The sequence below is a fragment of the Morganella psychrotolerans genome (genome assembly GCF_965118875.1).
In the GTDB taxonomy this organism is placed as follows: Bacteria; Pseudomonadota; Gammaproteobacteria; order Enterobacterales; family Enterobacteriaceae; genus Morganella; species Morganella psychrotolerans_C.
Genome location: NZ_CBCPJD010000001.1, coordinates 38709 through 61577 on the forward strand (window position 1 = coordinate 38709; position 22869 = coordinate 61577).

Sequence of the window (22869 nt, forward strand, 5' to 3'; positions counted from 1 at the left end):
CTTTTTTTTGATATATCCCTGAGTAATCAATAAGAGGTTTAAGATGACGCGCCGCGTTATTGAAGTCGATGAACGTCCGCCACTGCTGGTCACAATCCCGTTAAGCCTGCAACACCTGTTTGCCATGTTTGGTGCCACTGTTCTGGTACCAATTCTCTTCCAGGTAAATCCGTCCACTATTTTATTGTTTAACGGTATTGGCACGTTGCTGTATCTGTTCATCTGTAAAGGAAAAATCCCGGCGTATCTGGGGTCGAGCTTTGCCTTTATCTCGCCGGTATTGATTTTACTGCCTCTTGGCTATGAACTGGCGCTCGGCGGCTTTATTGTTTGTGGCCTGCTGTTTATGCTGGTGGCGGGGATTATCAAAATTGCCGGACGAGGCTGGATAAACGTCCTGTTTCCGCCTGCGGCAATGGGTGCGATTGTTGCGGTTATCGGCCTTGAGCTTGCCGGAACGGCTGCCGGCATGGCCGGGCTGAAAGTCGCGGATGGCGCGTCACCGGACAGCACCACGCTGATTATCTCCCTGACCACCCTGGGCGTCACTATTATGGGCTCAGTGGTCTTCCGTGGTTTCCTGGCGATTATTCCTATCCTCATCGGTGTTCTGACCGGCTACATACTCTCCTTCTTTATGGGTGTGGTGGATTTAACCCCGATCAGTAACGCGCCATGGTTTGCATTACCGACATTTTATACGCCGCGGTTTGAATGGTTTGCCATTTTAACTATTTTACCGGCAGCACTGGTGGTGATCGCCGAGCACGTCGGGCACCTGGTGGTGACGGCAAATATTGTCAAACGTGACCTGATGAAAGACCCCGGTCTGCACCGCTCAATGTTTGCCAATGGATTATCCACGGTATTATCCGGCTTTTTCGGCTCAACACCGAATACGACTTACGGCGAAAATATCGGCGTGATGGCGATTACCAAGGTGTACAGCTCCTGGGTTATCGGTGGTGCAGCAATACTGGCGGTACTTTTATCCTGTGTGGGTAAACTGGCGGCGGCGATTGCAGCCGTTCCTGTACCGGTGATGGGCGGCGTTTCTCTGCTGCTTTACGGGGTGATTGGTGCGTCCGGTATCCGTGTGCTGATTGATTCCAAAGTGGATTACAATAAGCCGCAAAACCTGATCCTGACCGCGGTTATCCTGATCATCGGGGTGAGCGGGGCGACTATCCACATTGGCGCAGCTGAGCTGAAAGGCATGGCGCTGGCGACTGTTGTGGGTATCGGGCTGGCATTGATATTCCGTATTGTGAACATTCTGCGTCCGGAAGAGCGGGTAGTGGATGTGAATCTGGATGAAGTGAAGAAAGATTGATAGCAGTATCACCGGAGGTAACATTGTTTCCTCCGGTGATAACAATAGAATCTTATTACAGGCTACCGTTCTTAAATGTTACTTTTCCATTCCCGGTAATTCCGCTGTTATCGGGGGACTGTAAAGAAAGCGTCTCACCGGATATCTCGCCTTCATTTTTAAATTCTGACGAAATAGCCATTCCGCGAATATTGCCTTTAATAACTCCCTCATTGTTAATATCAGTTTCAATAACATTGAAATTGATATTGGCTGAGGTTATCGTGGAATTTTTATCAATGGACATTTTGTTTCTTGACGGGCTGCCATTCAGATAATTATAAACATTGGTCAGCATCAGATGGTCAGTCTTGATATTACTATTACTGATTTCAATGTTTTTACTATTTAGTATTAATCGTTCAGCTATTTTCTTTGTGGTATTTTTGATTACTAATGCGGATGTACTGTCAGCATAACGACCAACAACTGCGCCTGAAGGCAGCATTGTCTGACCTACAACAAGATTTACATGTGTTATATTTCTGAAGCTGCATGATGAAGAACAGATGATACCGTTCGGATTAATCAGTATAAACTTCGCCTTCTTACCGGTCAGCCGGATTTCACCATTCAGTTCTGAGGGTGAGTGGGAAACAACCTCATTGATGATGGTATCTGCACCAATTTTATTATTAAAAATAACGCCTTCATTACCGATATTAAATTCGTTATAGGTAATGTGCGAAAGATTTGAATTATCTTTTTTCAACAGGGTGATAATTTGTTTATTCTTGCCATTATTTAATTCTGCCATATCATTCGCAATATTGATATTTGTTTCAGCAGCAATAGAAGATGATAATGGTGACAGTGCTAACAATGACATTAATAACCCGAACTTATTCATAGTGTATCCTTATTTTTATTGAAGGGTTTGTTTTATCATAACGCGTACTGTTTTTATAAATAAATAAGACGAACATGAATAATACGGTTATTATTTACAACGAATAATTAAGCTGAGGTTTGTTTCTTCAGTGAAGTTTGTTTTTTTTGGTCAGATATCATTTTTATGAATTATAATTTTTAGCCTTTATTTACAGCTGGAATTATTTATATCCAACGTCATTCAAGATGCAGGAAGGCGGCAAGGAAAGATAGGCGGGGAGCATGCATTAGTATATGACTTGGCTGGCTGCACGCTAAAATGATAAGTTACAGATACATTGGTGCGGTTTTTACACCACCGTGTAGGTGAATTGAGTCGTTAAGGTTCATTTATGCGGTGAATTTATGGTAAACTACCTGCGTTTGTTCACCCGTTGGCAGAGGTCATTCTGAACACGCCGTCTCAGCTTTCACTACCACTCTCTCTCCCTGATGATGAAACGTTCACCAGTTTCTATGCAGGCGAAAATGCATCGCTGTTATCGGCGATCCAGACGGCGATCACTCAGCCGCACGGCAGTTATCTCTATTTCTGGTCACGGGATGGCGGGGGTAAAAGCCATTTACTGCACGCGGCCTGTGCGGAAGTCTCTTCCAAAGACAGTGCAGTCGGTTATGTCCCTTTAGATAAACGCGCCTGGTTTGTACCTGAAGTACTGGACGGCATGGAGCATCTGTCCCTGGTCTGCATTGATAATATTCAGTGCATTGCGGGTGATGAAGAGTGGGAAATGGCGGTATTTAATCTCTATAACCGCATTCTTGAAACCGGAAAAACCTGTCTGCTTATCACCGGTGACCGCCCGCCGCGCCAAATCCCGTTACAACTGCCTGATCTTGCCTCCCGTCTTGACTGGGGACAAATTTATAAGCTCCATCCGCTCAGTGATGATGAAAAAATTCAGGCATTACAATTGCGGGCAAAACTGCGCGGGTTTGAGTTGCCGGAAGATGTCGGCCGTTTTATTTTAAAACGCCTTGATCGCCAGATGCGCACCTTGTTTGATATGCTCGACCGGCTCGATCATGCCTCGATTGTGGCGCAGCGCAAGCTGACTATCCCTTTTGTGAAAGATACCCTGCGCCTGTAGTTATCTATAGCCTTATTCATTCAAACTGCAGGTTTGTTGGCGGAACGAGGATAGCCGGGTCACATACTAATGTATGCGCCCCGGCTATCTTCTCTTGCCGCCTTCCTGCATCCTGAATGACGTTGGGTATATACTGCAGGAGCCATGCCGCAGGATCTCAGTTCATCAGCGTAACAACAGAGACACCCCACTGAATCACCATACACAAAGCACCCTGCTGAAACAGGCGCTTTGTGCCGATCAGGCGCTGTGCGTAGGATGTATGCTGCACTCTGCCCGGAAACAGGGTTGTCAGTGTGTCGTCAAAGGCACTATTTTCATCTGTTTTTGCAAGGTGGCGGAATAAATTGTGATCCAGCCACAGCCTGAAGATAAAATAGTTGGCACACAGAAAAAATACAATTCCGGTCACCATCTGATATTCACCGGAAAACCCGGAGATATACAGCATAAACTGGAAGAGAAACGCCAGACACGACAGCCCCGCCAGATAGCGCCAGCCCGCCGTAAAAATGACAATTACCTGATTATCATACGTTATATTATTCATTTTGATTTCCGTAACGGGCCGCCCAGCGGGTTAGTGCGGCAAGGGTTGGTTCCCGCAGTACAATCTGCGGGCGTGCCTGTCTGACTGACGCCAGCGCCTGTTGCAGGCTCTCCGCCATCCCCTGTCTCATCAGCCACGCAACCACCACTGTACTGCTGCGGGTATAACCCAGTTTACAGTGAACATACACCTGACCGGACTGCGCAAGCCGCGTCAGATGACACACTGCGGATTCAATCTCTTCTTCTGTCAGCGGGAAAAGATCCAACTGTGGCTGACAATGATAAGTCAGCTCTTTGGTATAACGGCTGCGGGGAAATTCACCGGTCATATCCAGAACGGCAGCAGCGGACAACGGTGCGACAGGATATCCCCCCAGCGCGATATGCTCATTTACCACACTGGCATGGCGGCACTGCTTTGCATACCAATAATAGCTGATTAGCGCCAGAAGGCGATAAGGCAGTAACAGCACGGCAGCAGAGGGGGAAATCTGTCCGTTTTTATCTTTCTGAAAGACAGAGGTTCCGGCTCCGGAATAGCCCGCTGCCACACATAAAAAGGCCAGTGCGGGCCATAACAGCCACCAGCCCTGACCGCCAATCACCGCGGCGGCAGTGGTAAGCAGCAGTCCGCTTATCCCGTATCGCACTGCTAACTGATAACCCCGGCGAATATGGTGGGTGCGCCATTGCCACCGGGTACCAACCGGCAGCAGATAACTGATCAGTACACCGACTGCACCGCCGGTAATGACATCAATAAAATGATGTTGCCAGGTGGTCAGGACAGAGATCAGGATAAGTGCGGACCACAAATGCAGAAACCACTGCCATTTTTGCGGTACATGCGCACGAAAACGCAGCCAGAGCAGCCACAGCAGAATAATGTGCAAAGACGGTGCCTGATTAAACGGCAGGTCAAACATCTCCAGCTGATCAAACATCCAGCCGGCAGAGCCGTCTGTTTGCGGGCGGGGAAAACTGAATTTCAGCGGAAATAACAGAAAACCGGCGCAGGCCGCCAGCGACGCTGCTACCAACCTCAGCCCGTGAATAAATTGCTCGCGCAACGTGGTACAGATAAACAGCGACAGCCCGTAAAAGAGATCAATACTCCAGTACGGAATAATGGTCCACGGCAGAAAAGGGATATGGTGCTCCCAGCCGAAGGCAAGAGAGGGTACATCCGGTAGTGTTGCCGTGTAACTGTTAACCTGTCCGTATGTCAGAAAAAAAAACGGCGCCAGAAATAACAGCCAGAGAAAGGCAAATCCCCACCGTTTCCGGCGGGGAGTCAGCACCGGAGCAGGTATATCCGCTACATCAGCCATAGTATGTCAGTCCGCGAAAAATAAGGGGGTGCCGTTGCACCCCTTAATATTATTGTTATTGTCAGCGGCGTTTTGCCACAGAGACACTGAATATTCCCCAGTTATCAATATGCTGATCCAGTTTCTCAAATCCGGCTTTATCGACCAGTTCATCCATTTCACCCTGGCTGCGGCAGCGCATTACCCATGCTTTGCCGCCCTGATGGCTCGGCAGTACGCGGGCAATCATTTCAACCTGCGGATGCCACGGCTGGCAGGTGTAAACCAGATAGCCGCCACTCTCAATTGCTTGTGCCAGCCCGGAAAGGGAATCACGTAACAGGTTGTTATCAGAGAATAATTCATACAGTCCACTCACTACACCGAGCGTCGGTTTTGGTGTGACAGCAGCAAGATCGGCGCTATCAAAGGCATTGCCTTCCTCAAAACGGATTTTATCTTCCAGGAATCGCTCTTTAATCTGAAGCCGTCCCTGTTCGACATTCACGGTGCTGTAATCACGCAGCAGAACAGACTCTATATTACTGTAATCATTGATAGCATCAAAAATGTAGCGTCCCTGACCTGCGGCGATATCCATTATCCGCACCGGTGTTCCGCTTTCCTGCAGAGTGCGGATAGTGCGGCGCAGAATTTTTTCAATATTCACTTTGCGCTGACGGATCCCCTGCCAGCCGATACTGTTCAGATATTGCCGGTCAACAATGCGCCCGAAAATACCTTTTCCCTGCGCCTGGTTGCGATAGACATAATCGAGTGTTGAGCCGGAATCAAATCCTTTGTCATAACCGATACTCACACCTTCCGAGGCTTTGCCGAGCGTGGACATTGCTTTGCTCAGTAATTTATACCCCAGATTTTTCGGACAATAATCCGGCAGCGGTGCCTGTAATTCACGATACGCATCCGCACCGGCACTGCAGACATCTTCATGAGAATAATCATGCTGATAACGCGGCTCTTCAAACAGGGTGGTGATAAAACGGCGGATTTCCGCAATCGGAATATGGCGATCTTTTTCACCCAGGGTATCGTGATAAAACCCCGGTAAAATGTGTTTCTCTTTGATTGGCGTATTGAGGCGCTCATAAAATTGATATTGCGGTTTGTGATGCACCACATGGTCACTGCCGGAGATAAACAGCTGGGTTGGTACGGTAATCGTGGCGGCATCAGCGACCAGGCGGTCAGCGGTTTTATACAGCTCCAGCAGAATATTGACGGCAATAGGGCGTGTGATTAGCGGGTCACGCTCAAAAGAGGCGATGCGCTGCGGGTCATGAGTCAGAAATTTGGCTTTTACATAAGAATTGACATAAAACAGCCCGCGAATTTTCTGCATCAATGCCAGCCCGCTGCGGGCAAACGGCACATACAGTTTCACTTTAAACGCCGGAGACGCCAGTACCAGTCCGCGGATTTTCGGTGCAAAATCATGCACCCAGCCGGTCAGGGTAACGGCTCCGACGCTTTGTCCGAGCACTATCATATTTTCAACGGGAATGCCATATTCCGCTGAAATAAATTTAATAAACTCATTGATATCATTTATGGATGTGCCCATTGACGGGCTGTAGCCTCTCGGACCGTCGTTACGTCCGTGCCCACGGGCGTCCCAGGCGAATACGGCAAAATCCGGTAAATCCAGTTCATCAGCCAGATGCGCGACACGCCCGGAATGCTCATGTCCGCGGTGAAACAGCACAATCGCTTTGTTTTCACCGGTGGCAGACGGCCAGTAACGGAAAAATAAGCGTTGTTGATCACTGGTGCTGAATTGAGATTCAATGCTTTCGCGCTGAGTCGGATAATCAGATGATAAACTCATAATCAGTCCTTTTGAGATGCGTTTTGTTGCGTACATTCCTGCAACGCACGCCGGATTCGGTTATAGCAGGTATAAAACAACAGGGCGGACAATATGGCAAACAGCACCGGAAATACTGCCGATGAGAGAGATAACGGAAAAACAGCCGCCCACAGCCCGAGCGCACCAAACGCAAATGCGCGGTCACTTTTACCGGCAGGACCGTCGTAGCGGCGGGATGCGCCGATAGTCTGTGCCAGCACACCAATAAATTCTGTCAGCAGGGATAAAAAGAGGATAAGCAATATCCAGCCTGTACAGGCCGGAAACAGCAAAACAAACGGGAAATACAGCGCGGTATCTGAAATCACATCACCAAGCTCATTCAGTATCGCCCCGAAACGGCTTTTTTGATTATGTTCACGCGCCAGCATGCCGTCGATGGCATTGAGCGCCATACGGATAAACAAAACAACCGGCAGCAGCAGAAAAAGCAGCGGGGCGGGAAAGAGAAACAGGACAATGCCGGTCAGCACGGAAAGGAATAATGCCGAGAGCGTAATCTGATTTGCCGTTACCCCGGCATCATAAAGCCGGACAACAAGGGGGCGTAACAGACTCTGAAACTTCGGCTTTAAGTCATAGATTGTCATTCTTTATCCCTGATGACGCGTATACCCTTATTCATTCAAACTGCTGGTTCGTTGGCTGCATCCTGAATGACGTTGGATATATAATTTTGAATTAATTATTTGTATATCAATACGTGATTCCGGCATCGTCACAATAAGAGTTTTCTTAAGTTTATTGCGGTGTGGCGTAATCATCTGTTCATTGTGATGATAAAGAGTATGACAGTATTATGAAGGGAAAGTTTCCGGCAGAAAACAGATGCAGAAGTGGAATAATCAGGAGAGTGATAAACCGCTGCGATTGATACCGCAGCGGTGCCGCCTTTATTTCTGTACAGAGAATGAAATGTTATGGCGGATATCCGTGAATTTGTCTGATGCTTTTGCCGGCGTCATACTGGTGAATATTTTAGTTTTATTCAGTGAATTTACCAGAGACGGAAGTGTTTTGCGGTGTGTGTATAATGATGTACCGGTTGAGCTGCAGCTACGGCAGTTTACGCCATTCGGATTGACAATCAGCAGATTGGCTTTCCCCCCTGCAATGTGAGTGTTTCCCCATAAATTGGTAGTTTTATCACCAATTACTTCATTGATAATGGTGGTGGCATTATCATTATTAATGATGGTTAACCCTTTACGCCCAACGTTATATTCTTCAAATATATTATGAGATATACCACGGTTATTTGGGGAATTAATTTCTAAGACGGGTTTTCCGGACGTATCTTCAAACAGTGAAGTCTGTGCTTCCGGGCTTACCACGCGGATTTTTTCGCCATTCCGGTAGGTATATTCCATTTCTCCGGGACCTGCTACAGAGTGAGCAGAAAATGCAGCAACTGAGATGAATGATAATGTAACTAATGTCTTTTTCATGATTGATTCCTTTAATCATTTTGTTGAGCAGTGTTAACTGAGCAAAATGTATCATCAGAAATAAATAACGATTTCATAAAAAGAACATAGTGTATTTTTTAATAATTAAAATAAAAAATATGCTGGTTAAGTAGTGATGAACTACCTTTATATATGTATTTATTATTTATGTTGTTATTTTATATTAACATATCATGAATTGATTTAACCCGGATAGACAGATAGCCTTCTGTATATAGTCGAGCGACAAATAAAATAGGTTTCTGGTTATTAATTCCGGGGTGAATATGGTCAATCTAATTGATAATATAAAAATATATATAGTGATATTTTTTATGTCTGTGCAGGTGATAAATGTATCATTGGCTGAAAGTATTACCGCTTCAAATAATAAGACTCATATCTATGATAAAAATGGAATTACTGTTATTGATATTGCGACACCAAACAAAGAGGGTGTTTCTCATAATAAATATAACAAATTCAACGTCAGTAATAATGGAGTAGTGTTAAATAATTTAACAACAGATGGTTATTCTTTGCTATCAGGCAGATTAAAGTCCAATCAAAATTTAGATAAAAACCATGTAAGTATAATTATCAATGAAGTTGTTGGTGAACCTATTTCTGAATTAGCAGGAACACTTGAAGTTGCAGGTAAACCGGCGGCAATCATTATTGCTAACCCCAACGGTATTATCTGTAATGGGTGTAGTTTTCGGCAGGGAAAGTCCGTCAGTCTCACGACAGGGGTACCTTATTTTGATGTAAATGGGGCATTGTCATCATTACGGATAAATCAAGGAACGATCAGAATAGGTCCAAAAGGAATGGATGCCGGCAGCTTGAATTACACAGATCTTTTGAGTGTAAATACCGAACTTAGTGGTGTGATAAAAGCAACGAATCTCTCACTGACTCAGGGTACTAACAGTGTTGATTATTATACAGGGAGGATTAGTTCTGTATCTTCAGAAGCAAAAGAAGAATCGCCTGCGGTTAATACAAGTGGCGCTGGCGGAATAATTGCAGAGAATATCCGTATTGTTAGTACATCAGCGAATGGTAATGTAAAACTAAAAAATATTGAGTCTGTGAATAATAACATATTCATAGCTGTCAACGGTGATGTAATATTGACTGATAAAGTAAGATCAGGAGGGAGTATAAATGTAATTGCGAAGAACATCGCCATAGATAGCCCGGCGAAAATATATGCAAAAGATAATGTGACAATAACAACCTCCTCTCTTTTAAATAAGGGTAATATAGTATCAGAAAAAGATCTGCGTATTTTTTCCGGGACGGTAATAAATCAGGGTGATAAAGCATATATACAGAGTGGTGATAACCTATGGATTCAAAAAAATGCAACAGGGGATTTAAGCCAGAATGTAACTAATGAGTCAGCGGTATTAAAATCTGAACGTGGTGATCTAATTATAAAAACAAAGAAATTGGCTAATATTAGCAATTCAGATCCAACCACATCAATAAACATTAAGGCTAATTCCACAGATATGAATAGTGTGGGGAATAGTCTGCATTATTTACCTGAATGGCGACGACACGGCTTACTTGTCTCATACCCGAAATTAAAGGATTTCAAGTACGATCAATGGTTTGGTTCGCTGGATTTTTTGTTCAACGACAGTGTTAATGTTGAAAGGCAAGCTATCAGATATAAAGATGATTTCAAACCTGCATATATCAGTTCCGGAGGGAATTCCTATATTGTTGCAAATGAATTTGATAATAGTGATTCATTTTTGTTAACGAATGATAATATGATTATCACAGGGAGAAACGCGAAATTTAGAAATCATAGGAAGGGTATTCTCAATTTATGGGAGCGGTATGAACCTGAAGATAAAAATAATGCGAGGTCATATTTCGATGTTGAGCCTGACACTATTCCTCAGGGAGTAATAGTTAGTAATGTTGAGAAGGGATATTTACTAAGAGACCAATTTTATACATGGACTGATGTCGGTGGTGCTAATAACTCACTTATTTCAGCCAAAAATATAATTGTTAATTTTAAAGATAGTATAAATATCCAAAGCACGATGCCAGTAGTGGAAAGGCCAATTAATGAGATTCGTATTGATAGTTTCGATCATCATTTATCAGCAGAAAATATAATTATTAATTCAGATAGAGTAACTATTAATTCAAACATAAAATCAGAAAAAGATTTAAATATATTAGCATATAACCAACTGGATACAAATGAAAGTACACTTATTGCAGGTGAATCTATGTCACTGCTGGCAGATGATATTAATCTGAAGAGTACAAATATAAACACCGGAGAGTTGTCTCTGGTATCGAAAAAAGAAAATATATTATATTCATCAGGCGCACGACCGGTATTTACCATGGGTATTTCTTCATTGCCTCTTTTATATGCACCAAAGGGTGTTTACGGAAACTCTTCCGGGGATATTACATTTAATAATATAGCATTAACAAATACTGGCAGAGTTGATTTGTCAGCACAGGGTAACATAACAATTTGACTTGATGAAAAAAGCCTTCATGGTATTTCTATGCGCGGCTCTGATCATGAAATGAGTGAATTTTCAGGAAAGTTTCAACAATGGAACCTGAATGATTATCTTACCCTTAATGCAAGCAAAAAAATAATTATAAACGGTATCAGTTTTAATAGCAATGAAGATATTGGTTTGTATTCTGGCGATGATATTACTATTACATTCGACTCAATGTGGAAAGGTGAACCTAATATCTATGCAAGGTATTTAAGACCAAAGGTAAGAATAAATTCCGCTAAAAATATCATTATTAATTCAGGCGGAAATATTCAACTGATAAATGTCGGATTGGACTCTTCTGGTTCCTCTTGGTTGTTTTCTGGTGAAAATATAAAACTAACGGGAACTCCGTATTCAGCTATAAAATACCCTTCAGATCTCCATATAGATAATAGATATGTTATCTCATATATCTCGTCTAAAAACGATATAACAATAATAGCTGATAAGGATATCACGTTACAGAGCTCTCTAATTATGTCAGAAGGAGATGCCTATATTAATAATGGTGGCAATGTAAAGTTAACCGCAGAGAAAGTTCATTATCGCAAGCGAAATAATGAAAATCTGGAAGATGTATACCAGTATGTCAGTTCAGGAATTAATAGTAAGAAGTCACTGACATTATTATCAGGGGGCAGTATTTTATTTCAGGCCGCAGAGCTACTATCTGACGGAGTAATGAATATATCAGCAGCAGGAGGGTATCTATATGCGCAGGCAATGGAGGAAACAAGTCATTATGAAGATAAGAAAAAGAAATGCAATCGCTGGACATTGTGTTTAACAAAAAAAGAAATTACTAAAATAAAGCATGAAGTAAAAAATAAAGTGACAGAGTTTACGGCGGGTGATGATGTTAATTTAATGGCAAGGGATAATATTACATTAGAAGCCACAAAAATTTCAACAAACAAGAATGCCCGGCTTACCAGTCTGTCAGGACAGATTAAATTTAAAGCCGTTAATGATTTGCTATCAGAACAAATAGTGAGTTATTCAAAAGGTTTTTATATCACTCACCGCAATCAATATTATGACGATAGTCACTGGCGCTTACCATCAATTCATTATGGAGGAAAGTTATCTGTCGACGCGGCAGACGGAATTACAACGGACAGCAAACTTCTCAGTGGATCTGATCTTAAAAACTCAGTGGCATTGCTCAGTCAGCAACAGGGACTGAGCTGGCTTAAAGAACTGACAAATCGTGATGATGTGCAATGGAACCGTGTTGCTGATGCCTATAACCGCCGGGATATCAGGATCCGGCGTCTGAACCCCGTGGCATCAGCTGTTCTGGCTGTTGTGGTGGCGGCTGCGACATCCGGTTCGGGGTTAGCTGCATGGGCCGGTAACACCGTATCTTCAGGTGTCAGTGGCGCTGCAGGGGCTGTACTTTCCGGTGCAGCGCATTCCACAATGATAGCACTGACAACCCGGGCTGCTGTTACGTTAGCTGAAAATCAGGGGAATTTATCAGCGACATTTAAATCATTAGGGCGAAGCGACAGTGTTAAATCAATGATTGGTCAAATGACTGTTGCCGGATTACTTAATGGTCTTGATGTATCGGCTGGCTGGCAAAATGGTACCCCGGCACAATCTCAGCTGCCTTTGTTGAGCAATGGGGATTGGTATAAAGTCGCACAGCGTGTTGTGGCACAATCTGTCATCAGTTCAGTTACTGACTCGGTAGTTTCAGATACCGGTTTTAATGAAAATTTTAAAAATGCACTCCTGAATAATATTGGAAGTCAGATAAATGCTGAGGGTGCAAAATTAATTGGGGATCACGGGGAATTATTAACTGAGCCCGGAAAAGCCATCGCGCATTCAGCTGTTTCTGCCATTCGTTCAGAACTCACCAACAGAAGCGTCAGAGGTGCGGTAACAGGTGCTCTGGCGGCTTCACTTGCCGGTATTGTACTCAATGATAATTTGAATAAAACCGCACATGAACAGGAACAACAGGCACAAATAGCCAGGGTTATGGGGGCCGTTTCAGGATTAATTTCAACCGGTCACATTAATGGATTAACAACAGCGGCCGATACTGCAGAAATAGTTGAGCGTTATAACCGACAATTCCATTTGCAGGAACTAAATGCAATCGATGAACTTTCTGACGGTGATCGTTTTAAAAAAGAGCGGTTACTTGCCTCGGGGTGCCGGTTAATTAATTGTACGGCTCAGGAATCCCGAAACTCACCTGAATCACTGCGCTTTAACGCATTGATGGATAAATATCCGCAGACATATCTGGAAGATAATTTACTGACAAACTATTGGGTGACCAAAGGGAACGATATTGTTGGTCATTACCCGCGCTTTGATGAAAAAAATAAAATAAAACTATTTTCTTATACAGAAAACGATAAGTTAGCAGATAGTGATGATTTTATAAAAAATCAATTTTCTGAATATATAACTGAATTTACAGGATTATCAAAATCCACTGCGGATATCGTTGTTGATAGTATCTCAATGTCTTCCTCTATGACGAACGGCAGGGGAAAAGCGTTTAAGGTACAGCAGCGCAGCAATCATATCCGCTATGCTGATCTTAATCAGGTTTACTCAATTGATAAAAGCGGAAATAAAGTTCCCATGAAGTGGTTTCCGTCAGGTTCGGGTATCAACCAGCAGGGAATGCCATTCGAGCACTATATCGGAACGCAGCTACCTGCCGGTTCTAAATTACCTGACAATTTTAAGACATTTGACTTTTATGATCGTAAAAATAAAACAGCGATCAGTGTTAAAACAATAAACACACAAACGGATAGTAGACTCAGAAAACCGAATGCCATAAAATATACCATCAATGGACATGTTAATGAAATAATTAAGTTTAAAGAGTATAGGAAGGATAATGTACCAATAACATCAGATATAATAAATAAAAGAGAGCTGTACATTGGTCTTCCGGAGAAAACTTCAAAAGAACAATGGGAATCAATTAACAGTGCAATAAAAAACGCCAATGAAAAAAATATAGATATTAAAGTAACTATCATAAAAGGTGATTAATTTGAATAGTGCAGACAATAAGGAATTTAAAGTAGCCGTTGACTTTAATGGTGATTATTATTATTTCGTTACACTTTTTGACTATGGACTATGGCTTCCGGACTATACGTTAGATCCAATAATTCTAACTAAAGACGCCGAGGCTATAGATCTCGGTGCAAGTTTAAAGAAGGCTTTTTTCCGTAGTGAAACTACTGATACAAAAAGTTCTTATATTTTTGATCATCAGGAGAATAAGATTAATTATGAGAAAAACACAAAAAAAATAATGGCTTTAGGTGGATATAAAAATAAAAAAGCCTTTTTCAAAAATATGAAACATTGTGGTGTCAGGCAAGTGAATGACCTGATTACTATCAGACCGTCTAATCACGTTAAACTTGAAGCCTGGAGCGGGGAGTGTATATCAGAAACTGATTGTGTAACTATTCCTGCATCTGCTTCAGATGAAGAATTGGGTCATGCAATTATTGAAGGGTTTTCACGCTGCCGGGGACGACAGTTTTAAATGCTATCCCCGTCGGATACCGGGGATAGCAGAGAACAGAATCAGAGAATTTCCAGCACCTGCTCCGGTGGGCGACCCAGGCGGGCCTGTTTCCCGTTAACGACAATAGGGCGCTCAATGAGTTTTGGGTTGTCATGCATTGCCTGAATTAATGCATCCTGATCTGTGACGTCTGCCAGACCCAATTCACTGTAAACCGCTTCTTTGGTGCGCATCAGTTTGCGGGCATCATCAAATGCCAGTTTTTTGAGCAGTGTTTTGATTTCTGCCACCGACGGCGGGGTATCCAGATAGAGCATCACCGCCGCAGACACGCCGTTTTCTTCCAGCAGAGCCAGGGTTTCACGGCTCTTGGAGCAGCGCGGGTTATGCCAGATGGTGATTGTGTCTGTCATGGTTTTCCTCATTATTTAAATTGTTTGAATTGCATCTGTAGCTGGCGAATCTGGTCAATCCGCGCATCATAACGGGCCTGATCATAACTGCCGAGTTTCGTCTGGCGGCTGGCTTCGGTGAGGCTGCGAACCGAGCCGTCGAAATCACCCATTAAGTTCTGGTATTCCGCGCGGGCAGCGAGTTCATCAGCGCGATGTCCGGATTTACCGCCGGCTTCTGCCAGTAAATCCCAGCCGCTCGGGTCAGACGGGTAATCAAAGGTATAATTACGCAGGATTTTTGTTGCCTTATCATACTGTTTATTCTGAATATAGGCATTGCCGAGGTTAATCCGGTAAACCGGATTTCCAGGGTCCCGCTTTATGACATTTTCCAGCCGGGTCACGGCGGATTGTGTTTTATTCAGTCCGATATCGACATCCGTCATTACGTCAATAAACCAGACATTATTTGGCTCTGCCGCCAGAAGTTTTGTCAGAATTTGCGAGGCCGCATCATATTTATTGTCGCGGTACAGCAAAATTGCCCGTGCGTAATCTGCGGCCATCTGCTCTTTACTGTTGCCCTTGCTGTAATTTTCTATCATCTGATCGGTGGCATTACGCAGCGGCTGTCCGCCGTACATGCTCATTGCACGGGCGCGGGCGAGCAGAAAATCAAGCGACTGCGGCGGATTTTTACGGGTCATCTGGTTGGCACGGTTGCGCGCATCAGCAAGCCGGCTGTCCGGCAGGGGGTGCGTTAACAGCATTTCCGGTGGTTTGGAGCTGTAGCGGGACATGTCCACCATAATAGTCATGAAATCCGGCATGCCCTGCGGGTCAAACCCGGATCGGCTCAGTGTTCCCATACCTATACGGTCAGCTTCCTGCTCATTTGACTGAGTAAAACTGATCATATTTTGCTGAATTCCTGCCATCGTTGATGTCATCGCTGCCGCCCCGACGGGCGTTCCGGTCATCAGCAGCAAAATTGAGCCAAGTGTTGCCGCCCAGGCCAGCGGTGCTTTGTTTTTCTGATCTTCCATCATGCGGGCCAGGTGGCGCTGGGTTACGTGAGCAATTTCGTGCGCCATTACTGAGGCCAGTTCGCTTTCCGTCAGACTGTAGCGGAACAGTGAGGTGTGCAGCACCACATTTCCGCCGAAGAAGGCGAAGGCGTTGATATTCGGATTGGCTATCAGAAAGAAATTAAACGGGGTTTTTACCGCATCGGCGTTGGAGACTAATTTTTGCCCGAGAGTGTTAACATATTGCAGTAAAACAGGATCATAGACCATTGGCGAGCTACTGCGTATCATCCGCAGATAGAAATCACCCATCAGGTTTTCCTGCCCGATGCTGAGCGTGCCTCCGGCAGTTGTGCCGATTTCCGGTAATGCATCCTCAATGGCGGCATGCGCAACAGGCAGCGCCGGTAACGTCAGGATGACAGCCAATAAGGCTGCTAACGGTTTTTTCAGAAACGAATTCATAGGATGACGTCTTCCCCGTTAATTATCACTGGTAATAATTCGTGTATCATAGCAAACACTCAAGTAAAATCCTCACACAGACTGCCCGGGTGGCAGGAATTGTCAGATTTACGCCACTAAGCCAAGGAGCAGTAAAGTGCTGGATTTAATCATACAATGGTACCGACGGCGGTTTGCCGATCCCCAGGCAGTAGCTTTGACCGTCATTTTGTTGGCAGGTTTCGGAATTATTTATTTTTTCAGCGGTATCTTAGCACCATTGCTGATAGCCATTGTGCTTGCTTATCTGCTGGAGTGGCCGATTCATCAGCTGGAAAAACGGGGATGCCCGCGCAAAGTGGGGATTGGCCTGATCCTGAGCCTGTTTATCGGGATCAGTGTGCTGGTGATCTTTATTCTTGCGCCAACCGTCTGGAGCCAGGGACGTAACCTGCTGCTGGATATGCCGAATATGTTCAGCCGGTTCAACGAATTTGCCCGCGGATTACCGGATCGCTTCCCGGCATTAATGGATGTGGGTCTGATGGATATGATCCTCGACAATGCACGCAGTAAACTGCTCTCGGTCGGGGATTCAGTGGTAAAAATGTCGCTGGCGTCGCTGGTGGGATTACTTGCACTGACAATTTATCTGATTTTAGTGCCGCTGATGATCTTCTTTTTACTGAAAGACAAAGAGCAGATGCTGCGCGGGTTCCAGCGTATTCTGCCGCGTAACCGCTCCCTTGCCGGTCAGGTCTGGCAGGAGATGAACCAGCAGATTTCTAATTATATCCGCGGTAAAGTGACAGAGATGATAATTGTTGGTGTCTGTACTTACATCGTGTTTGCGGTGGTCGGGCTGGATTATGCTTTACTGCTGGCGGTATTGGTCGGAGTGTCTGTGCTTATCCCGTATGTGGGCGCGGTCATTGTCACGGTTCCGGTGGTTCTGGTCGGGTTATTTCAGTGGGGATTAACGCCTGATTTCTGGACGATGTTTATTGCCTACCTTGTGGTTCAGGGGCTGGACAGTAACATTCTGGTGCCTATTTTATTCTCAGAAGCGGTTAATCTGCACCCGCTGGTGATCATTCTCTCGATTATTATTTTTGGCGGTCTGTGGGGATTCTGGGGAATATTCTTTGCTATCCCGCTGGCAACACTGATTAAAGCGGTTATTCATGCCTGGCCGGAAGAAGTGATCCCCGATAATATAAAAAATGATATCGGGAAATAATTCGATTATATTCAAAAGGTGATGTTTTGGTTAAAACATCACCTTAAATTTAATCAGGTTTACATATCGAAATCATGAGTGGTAGCGGTAATGTGTTCATGATTCATACCGTTACCAAAAGTGCCAAGAATACCATGAACAGCTGAACCGGCTTTAACCGCTAATAGCTTATCATTATGGAGTGTAACGGAACCGCCATTTATGTTAACAAGGCCGGCTCCCATTATATGTTCGTTTTTAATATTAATGGTATCGTGACTCCCATTGATATTTAATGAACTAACATAGAAAGAAGATTTATTATCAATTTTGAGCGTGTTATCACGATAAACACCTTGGTACTCACTATTATTAAGATCAATCGGATTGTTAATGTTATTACTTGTCAGTGTCAGAGTACCGACACTGAATGTACTTTTACCGTCCGTAGCAGCGTTGTTGTACAAGGAAAAATCACCATTGTATTTTCCGGACAATTGTTTCGCAAACAATGTCTTTCCATTGGAAATACTACCATCTTTAGCATTTACATTAATTGTGCTTGCTTTTATATATCCATCATTCATAAATTCAGAGTGTAATAAATTTAAGTTTACTGTATTGCCGGTAATCGCCCCATCATTAGAAAAAGACGAATTTGTTGCATTAACAGTAAGACTACCTTTTATTTTTGTATCTTCACCAATTCCGGATACGGAATGGGTTTTTGCTTCATTAATCAGATATCCCCGGTCGAGTTTTTGTTTGGCAATTTGCGATGTTATATTTTTGGAAAAATCAATTTTTTCGGCACCGACATTAAGTGTCGTCATTGGTGCATTAATCTCGGAGTTTCTAATGTCAGCACTGACGGCTGTAATGGTTAAATTACTTTGAATTGCGTTATTTTTTACATTATTAACTAAAACATTACCTGATATATTTTTAAAACCGGTTAGTTTTCCGGTAGCCACATCAGGCGCCGTATTTCCGGCTAAAAGTGTCAGGTGACTGACATTGGATACACCACAATTGTTGCAGTTAATACCATTAGGGTTAGCGATGATCAGGCTGGCTTGTTTACCCATAACGGCCATTTTGCCGTCAAGTTGACTGATATTTGATCCGGTTACTTCGTTGATAATCACCCTGGCAGATGGCGCGTTATCAATGTTCAGCCCGCGCTTTCCTACATTAAACTCAGAAAAATAGTTATGCGAAATACCATTTGAATTTGGTGTGCTGATTGATTGTGTCGGTTTGTTATCTTTTATTTGAATACTGACCTCAGGCGAGGCTTGATCAACTGTGATTTTATAACCATTGCGGTAGGTAAAATCCTGTGTTGCAGCAGATAAATAAGCGGGTGCTAAAAATAATAATGCAGTGGCAATTTTGGTTAACTTCATTAAATATCCCTTTTAACATAATGACATCATTGTCAGCAGGGAGACAATACCATATTATTTTTTTCACAAAACATTCATGTTATACGTAAGTTCATTTATTACAAATAAAGAGCTTAAATATAAAAAACACTACCCGGGGATAGTGTTTTTATAATTTTGATGAATAAATTAACTGTGTGATTTCAGGTAATCGAGCACAACCTGTTCGTGATCACTGGTTTTAAATTTATCAAATACATGTTCTATTTTCCCGTCAGTACCAATTAAGAAGCTGATACGATGGATACCGTCATAGGTTTTACCCATAAATTGCTTCTCGCCCCAGACGCCGAACGCTTGTGCGACTTCGTGATCCTCATCTGACAGCAAAGTGAAATTCAGCAGCTCTTTTTCAGCAAACCGGGACAATTTCTCAGGTTTGTCTGTACTGATCCCCAATACTTCAACGTTGAACTGTTTCAGGTTATCCATGTTATCGCGCAGACCACACGCCTGGACGGTACAGCCCGGTGTCATGGCTTTCGGATAAAAATAAACCAGTACACGCTGACCGTGATAATCAGCAAGACTGATTGACTCACCATCTTGGTCAGGAAGGCTGAATTGTGGCGCCTTATCACCGGCGTTCAATGGGTTCATTACACACTCTCCGTAAACGTAATCATAAATATAAGAATTAATGACTTATCAGGGTAACATTGCCTTCGGCCTGTAACTCAGCACAAAGACAGGTAAATTGGTGTTGCAATATATCTGTGTTTTCACCCGTAGGGTGATGGGCAGTAATCTGGATTTCCAGCAGGGCGGACGTGCTGTTATCATCCGGCCGGGTTTTTGACACCAGTTCGGCCAGGGTGTAATCCAGTTTCATAAATAAATTGGTAAACCGTTCGACCAGCCCTGCCGCATCCGCCACTGTTATCCGGGCGCTGACGCCGGTGGTTGCTGCCGGCTGGTGTCCGCGCTGAGTCCGCTTCATTACTGTCAGCAGATCTAACTCTGCTGCCAGCACCGGAAGGGTGGACTCCAGCATGGCTACGGCGTTCCAGCTGCCTGACAGCATCATGATAAAGGTAAATTCCTCACCAAAAATCGCCAGGCGGCTGTCTTCGATATTACAGTCACACTGTCCGGCATGGCGGGTAATTGCATTAACAATCCCCGCGCGATCCCGTCCCAGAGCTGTGATAACCAGATATTGCTGATCGTGTTGCGGCAAACCCACATTCCTCTTCTGACATCATGAATGTGTTAAACATAAAGAAAGATAAGGCTGATGGCAATAACCTGTTTGGTGCTCTGTGGTAATAATCAAATGATTGCGTCATATCAAGCATACCGGATACAGACACGCTATCATGTGTTCCGCTGATTTACCGGCTAAAAAAGCGGACATTATTACTTCTTTTTAAGGTCTGGCGCCGGGTATTAACAAAATTCATTAAAAACGTACAGTTAGGGAGTTTTTTTCTGTGCAACTAAGAAGTACCATTAAATTGATGTCAACTATTTATCCGATTGATGAGGGTTTCGTACATGTCACACGTAAATGAAGTTTTAAAAGGCAGTATTGTTGCGATGGTTACACCACTGGATACACAGGGTCGTGTTGACAAGGCGGGTCTCAGAAAGTTAGTGGATTATCATGTTGCAGCAGGAACCTCTGCGATTGTGGCAGTCGGAACCACCGGCGAGTCCGCCACGCTGTCCCATCAGGAGCACGTTGATGTGGTGTTGGCGACGCTTGAGTTTGCGGCAGGGCGCATTCCGGTGATTGCCGGAACAGGGGCAAATGCCACAAATGAAGCCGTCTGGTTTACGGAACAATTTGAAAATACGGGAATTGCTGCTTGTCTGACGGTCACACCTTATTATAATAGACCCTCTCAGGAAGGGCTGTACCAGCACTTTAAAATGATTGCGGAGAATACCGCATTACCGCAAATTCTGTATAATGTGCCAACGCGTACCGGCTGTGATATGTTACCTGCAACTGTTGCCCGCCTGGCAAAACTGGACAATATTGTTGCAATTAAAGAAGCAACCGGGAACTTAAGCCGTGTCAGTGAAATCAAAACCCTGGTGAATGATGATAATTTCATTCTGCTTAGTGGTGATGATGCCTCTGCGCTGGATTTCACGTTACTGGGCGGAAGAGGTGTGATTTCTGTGACAGCCAATGTGGCGGCAGCAGAAATGGCAAAAATGTTTGATCTCGCTCTGCGCGGTGAATTCAGCCAGGCGCGTGTGATTAACAATCAACTGATGGACCTGCATCACAATTTATTCTGTGAACCAAGCCCGTCACCGGTGAAATGGGCCTGTCATCAGCTGGGTCTGATCGCGGAGCAGACATTGCGTCTGCCGCTGTTACCTCTCACGGAAGCGGGGCAGAAGACGATCGGACAAGCCATGAAGACGGCTGGCATACGATAATACTTTAGGGAATCTGAATGGCAACACTACTGCAAAAATCAAAGGTTATGAAGGTCGCTGGCCTCTCCGTGGTTTTTTTACTGGCAGCCTGCTCCGGCGATCAGCGCTATAAGCGCCAGGTCAGCGGTGATACCTCTTATCTGGATGCGCCGCAGTTGCAGACGCTGAATGTCCCTCAGGGGATGATCCTGCCGTTACAAAGCGGGCAGTATGATATTCCTCAGGTTAAGCATGAAGGTGCGACCGGTCTGGCGCTGGATATTCGTCCGCCGGTACAGACCGTCAGCCTGTTAGCAGGTTCCCGTACTGAAACCGCAGCAGATTCCAGCCGTCTTTTACTGGAAAATTCTGCGGAAAACAAAACATTGTGGACGCAGATTAACCGCGTTCTGGCAGATCGCTCCGTTCCGGTCAGCCAGCGCAATGAAGCCACCGGTGAAATTGTGACCGACTGGATTGTCTGGCAGCGCGCAGATGAAGATCTGCCGTTGCAGTCCCGCCAGCGCATCAAAATCGAACCGGCAGGCTCACAGGTTACGGTTGTTGTGACCAGTGAAGGCCTGAAACAGGGTGAAAATGCGGTAACGGATAAAGTAGAAATTGCCCGTTATAACAATCTGACACTCAATGAAGTGGTCGATGGTCTGGATCGCCTGCGTAATGCTGCCCGTCAGGACAGCAATGCCGGTCAGTTTGCTGTTCTGGAAGTTCAGAGCGGCAGCGATAAAACAGGTCTGCCACAGATTGTTGTGCGCGCACCGTTTGATGTGGTCTGGTCACGCCTTCCGGGCGCACTGGAAAGTGTCGGGATGAAAGTGGGTGACCGTACCCGCTCCACCGGTAAAGTTGAAGTCACTTATAAAGGACTCAGCTCTGCGGAATGGAGCAGCATGGGAATGGACGATCCTTCTGTTGCAGAAGGGGATTACACCCTGCAGGTTGGTGACCTGAATAACCGCAGTAGTCTGCAATTCATCAGTGCCAAAGGGAAACCTCTGACACAGAAAGAAAATGATGAAATGGTCAGAGCACTGGAAGCGGCATTCAGTAAAGCGGCAATGAAATAATATTATCGCTGGTTTATATCGCGTGAATATATCGCGTGAATATAATTAACAATACCGGTCATTATAATTAATGACCGGTATTTTTTTGTGCACAAATTATATTGTAACAAACAGCAACAGCAATTGACGCCTTTGTCGTGTGATATTCCGGTTTATCATAATTTTATGGCATTATTAGCTACGTTTATAAATAGCGCAGCCGTTATAGTAATAAATCACAAATTATTTATGATTA

The 22869-nt window shown here is 44.3% G+C and carries 19 protein-coding genes; 8 read left to right on the forward strand and 11 right to left on the reverse strand.

The genetic code is table 11. From position 1 onward, the window contains the following. Positions 1-43 precede the first annotated feature (43 nt). Positions 44-1333, forward strand: coding sequence for a uracil permease (gene uraA / locus ACMHKJ_RS00170; RefSeq protein ID WP_413491480.1), 1290 nt, complete (start codon positions 44-46; stop codon positions 1331-1333). 55 nt (positions 1334-1388) lie between these two features. Here uraA and ACMHKJ_RS00175 read toward each other — a convergent pair whose 3' ends face one another. Then, positions 1389-2222, reverse strand: a complete 834-nt coding sequence (locus ACMHKJ_RS00175; protein WP_413491481.1) for a two-partner secretion domain-containing protein — start codon at positions 2220-2222, stop codon at positions 1389-1391. Positions 2223-2637: 415 nt separating this feature from the next. On the opposite strand from ACMHKJ_RS00175, the gene hda reads away from it, so the two are divergent. Beyond that, positions 2638-3354, forward strand: coding sequence for a DnaA inactivator Hda (hda, locus tag ACMHKJ_RS00180; protein WP_413491482.1), 717 nt, complete (start codon positions 2638-2640; stop codon positions 3352-3354). A 157-nt stretch (positions 3355-3511) separates the two neighbouring features. On the opposite strand, the gene ACMHKJ_RS00185 is transcribed toward hda, so the two are convergent. The 5 genes from ACMHKJ_RS00185 to ACMHKJ_RS00205 form a co-directional block, all read right to left on the reverse strand. Continuing rightward, positions 3512-3904 (reverse strand): hypothetical protein, encoded by a 393-nt coding sequence (locus ACMHKJ_RS00185; RefSeq protein WP_413491483.1) that lies wholly within the window; start codon positions 3902-3904, stop codon positions 3512-3514. Further along, complete coding sequence (locus ACMHKJ_RS00190; protein WP_413491484.1) at positions 3897-5237, reverse strand: phosphatase PAP2/dual specificity phosphatase family protein; 1341 nt, start codon at positions 5235-5237, stop codon at positions 3897-3899. Before ACMHKJ_RS00190 ends, ACMHKJ_RS00185 begins: the two co-directional genes overlap by 8 nt. A gap of 61 nt (positions 5238-5298) precedes the next feature. Next, entirely contained in the window at positions 5299-7065 is a 1767-nt protein-coding gene (locus tag ACMHKJ_RS00195) for a bifunctional alpha/beta hydrolase/class I SAM-dependent methyltransferase (protein WP_413491485.1), read from the reverse strand. A 2-nt stretch (positions 7066-7067) separates the two neighbouring features. Beyond that, positions 7068-7697, reverse strand: a complete 630-nt coding sequence (locus ACMHKJ_RS00200; protein WP_413491486.1) for a CDP-alcohol phosphatidyltransferase family protein — start codon at positions 7695-7697, stop codon at positions 7068-7070. Between the two features lie 303 nt (positions 7698-8000). Further along, positions 8001-8555, reverse strand: coding sequence for a two-partner secretion domain-containing protein (locus tag ACMHKJ_RS00205; RefSeq protein WP_413491487.1), 555 nt, complete (start codon positions 8553-8555; stop codon positions 8001-8003). 287 nt (positions 8556-8842) lie between these two features. On the opposite strand from ACMHKJ_RS00205, the gene ACMHKJ_RS00210 reads away from it, so the two are divergent. From ACMHKJ_RS00210 to ACMHKJ_RS00220, 3 genes are read left to right on the forward strand one after another with little or no spacing between them, the layout of a single operon-like run. Further along, entirely contained in the window at positions 8843-11077 is a 2235-nt protein-coding gene (locus tag ACMHKJ_RS00210; RefSeq protein WP_413491488.1) for a filamentous hemagglutinin N-terminal domain-containing protein, read from the forward strand. Positions 11078-11107: 30 nt separating this feature from the next. Further along, a complete protein-coding gene (locus ACMHKJ_RS00215) occupies positions 11108-14146 on the forward strand; it encodes an endonuclease toxin domain-containing protein (protein WP_413491489.1) in 3039 nt (1012 codons plus the stop codon). Beyond that, positions 14139-14654: a contact-dependent growth inhibition system immunity protein gene (locus ACMHKJ_RS00220; RefSeq protein ID WP_413491490.1), complete on the forward strand. Its 516-nt coding sequence runs from the start codon at positions 14139-14141 to the stop codon at positions 14652-14654. Before ACMHKJ_RS00215 ends, ACMHKJ_RS00220 begins: the two co-directional genes overlap by 8 nt. Positions 14655-14695: 41 nt before the next feature. Here the strand turns inward: ACMHKJ_RS00220 and arsC are convergent, their stop codons facing one another. Together arsC and bepA are read right to left on the reverse strand one after the other, a co-directional pair. Beyond that, complete coding sequence (gene arsC / locus ACMHKJ_RS00225; protein ID WP_413491491.1) at positions 14696-15049, reverse strand: arsenate reductase (glutaredoxin); 354 nt, start codon at positions 15047-15049, stop codon at positions 14696-14698. Positions 15050-15060: 11 nt separating this feature from the next. Then, on the reverse strand, positions 15061-16524 hold the full coding sequence (bepA, locus tag ACMHKJ_RS00230; RefSeq protein ID WP_413491492.1) for a beta-barrel assembly-enhancing protease: 1464 nt from the start codon (positions 16522-16524) through the stop codon (positions 15061-15063). Between the two features lie 136 nt (positions 16525-16660). Between bepA and ACMHKJ_RS00235 the strand changes: the two genes are divergently transcribed. Further along, positions 16661-17743 carry an AI-2E family transporter gene (locus ACMHKJ_RS00235; RefSeq protein WP_413491493.1) on the forward strand — a complete coding sequence of 361 codons (1083 nt, stop codon included), beginning with the start codon at positions 16661-16663 and terminating at the stop codon, positions 17741-17743. Positions 17744-17802: 59 nt separating this feature from the next. Here the strand turns inward: ACMHKJ_RS00235 and ACMHKJ_RS00240 are convergent, their stop codons facing one another. From ACMHKJ_RS00240 to ACMHKJ_RS00250, 3 genes are all read right to left on the reverse strand, one after another. Next, positions 17803-19131, reverse strand: a complete 1329-nt coding sequence (locus ACMHKJ_RS00240) for a two-partner secretion domain-containing protein (protein ID WP_413491494.1) — start codon at positions 19129-19131, stop codon at positions 17803-17805. A gap of 168 nt (positions 19132-19299) precedes the next feature. Further along, positions 19300-19770, reverse strand: a complete 471-nt coding sequence (gene bcp, locus ACMHKJ_RS00245) for a thioredoxin-dependent thiol peroxidase (protein ID WP_413491495.1) — start codon at positions 19768-19770, stop codon at positions 19300-19302. A gap of 37 nt (positions 19771-19807) precedes the next feature. Further along, positions 19808-20350, reverse strand: a complete 543-nt coding sequence (locus tag ACMHKJ_RS00250) for an ACT domain-containing protein (RefSeq protein WP_413491496.1) — start codon at positions 20348-20350, stop codon at positions 19808-19810. A 317-nt stretch (positions 20351-20667) separates the two neighbouring features. Here ACMHKJ_RS00250 and dapA point away from each other — a divergent pair, with 317 nt between their 5' ends. Continuing rightward, on the forward strand, positions 20668-21567 hold the full coding sequence (gene dapA / locus ACMHKJ_RS00255) for a 4-hydroxy-tetrahydrodipicolinate synthase (protein WP_413491497.1): 900 nt from the start codon (positions 20668-20670) through the stop codon (positions 21565-21567). 17 nt (positions 21568-21584) lie between these two features. Continuing rightward, positions 21585-22634, forward strand: a complete 1050-nt coding sequence (gene bamC, locus ACMHKJ_RS00260; protein ID WP_413491498.1) for an outer membrane protein assembly factor BamC — start codon at positions 21585-21587, stop codon at positions 22632-22634. Positions 22635-22869 lie beyond the last annotated feature (235 nt).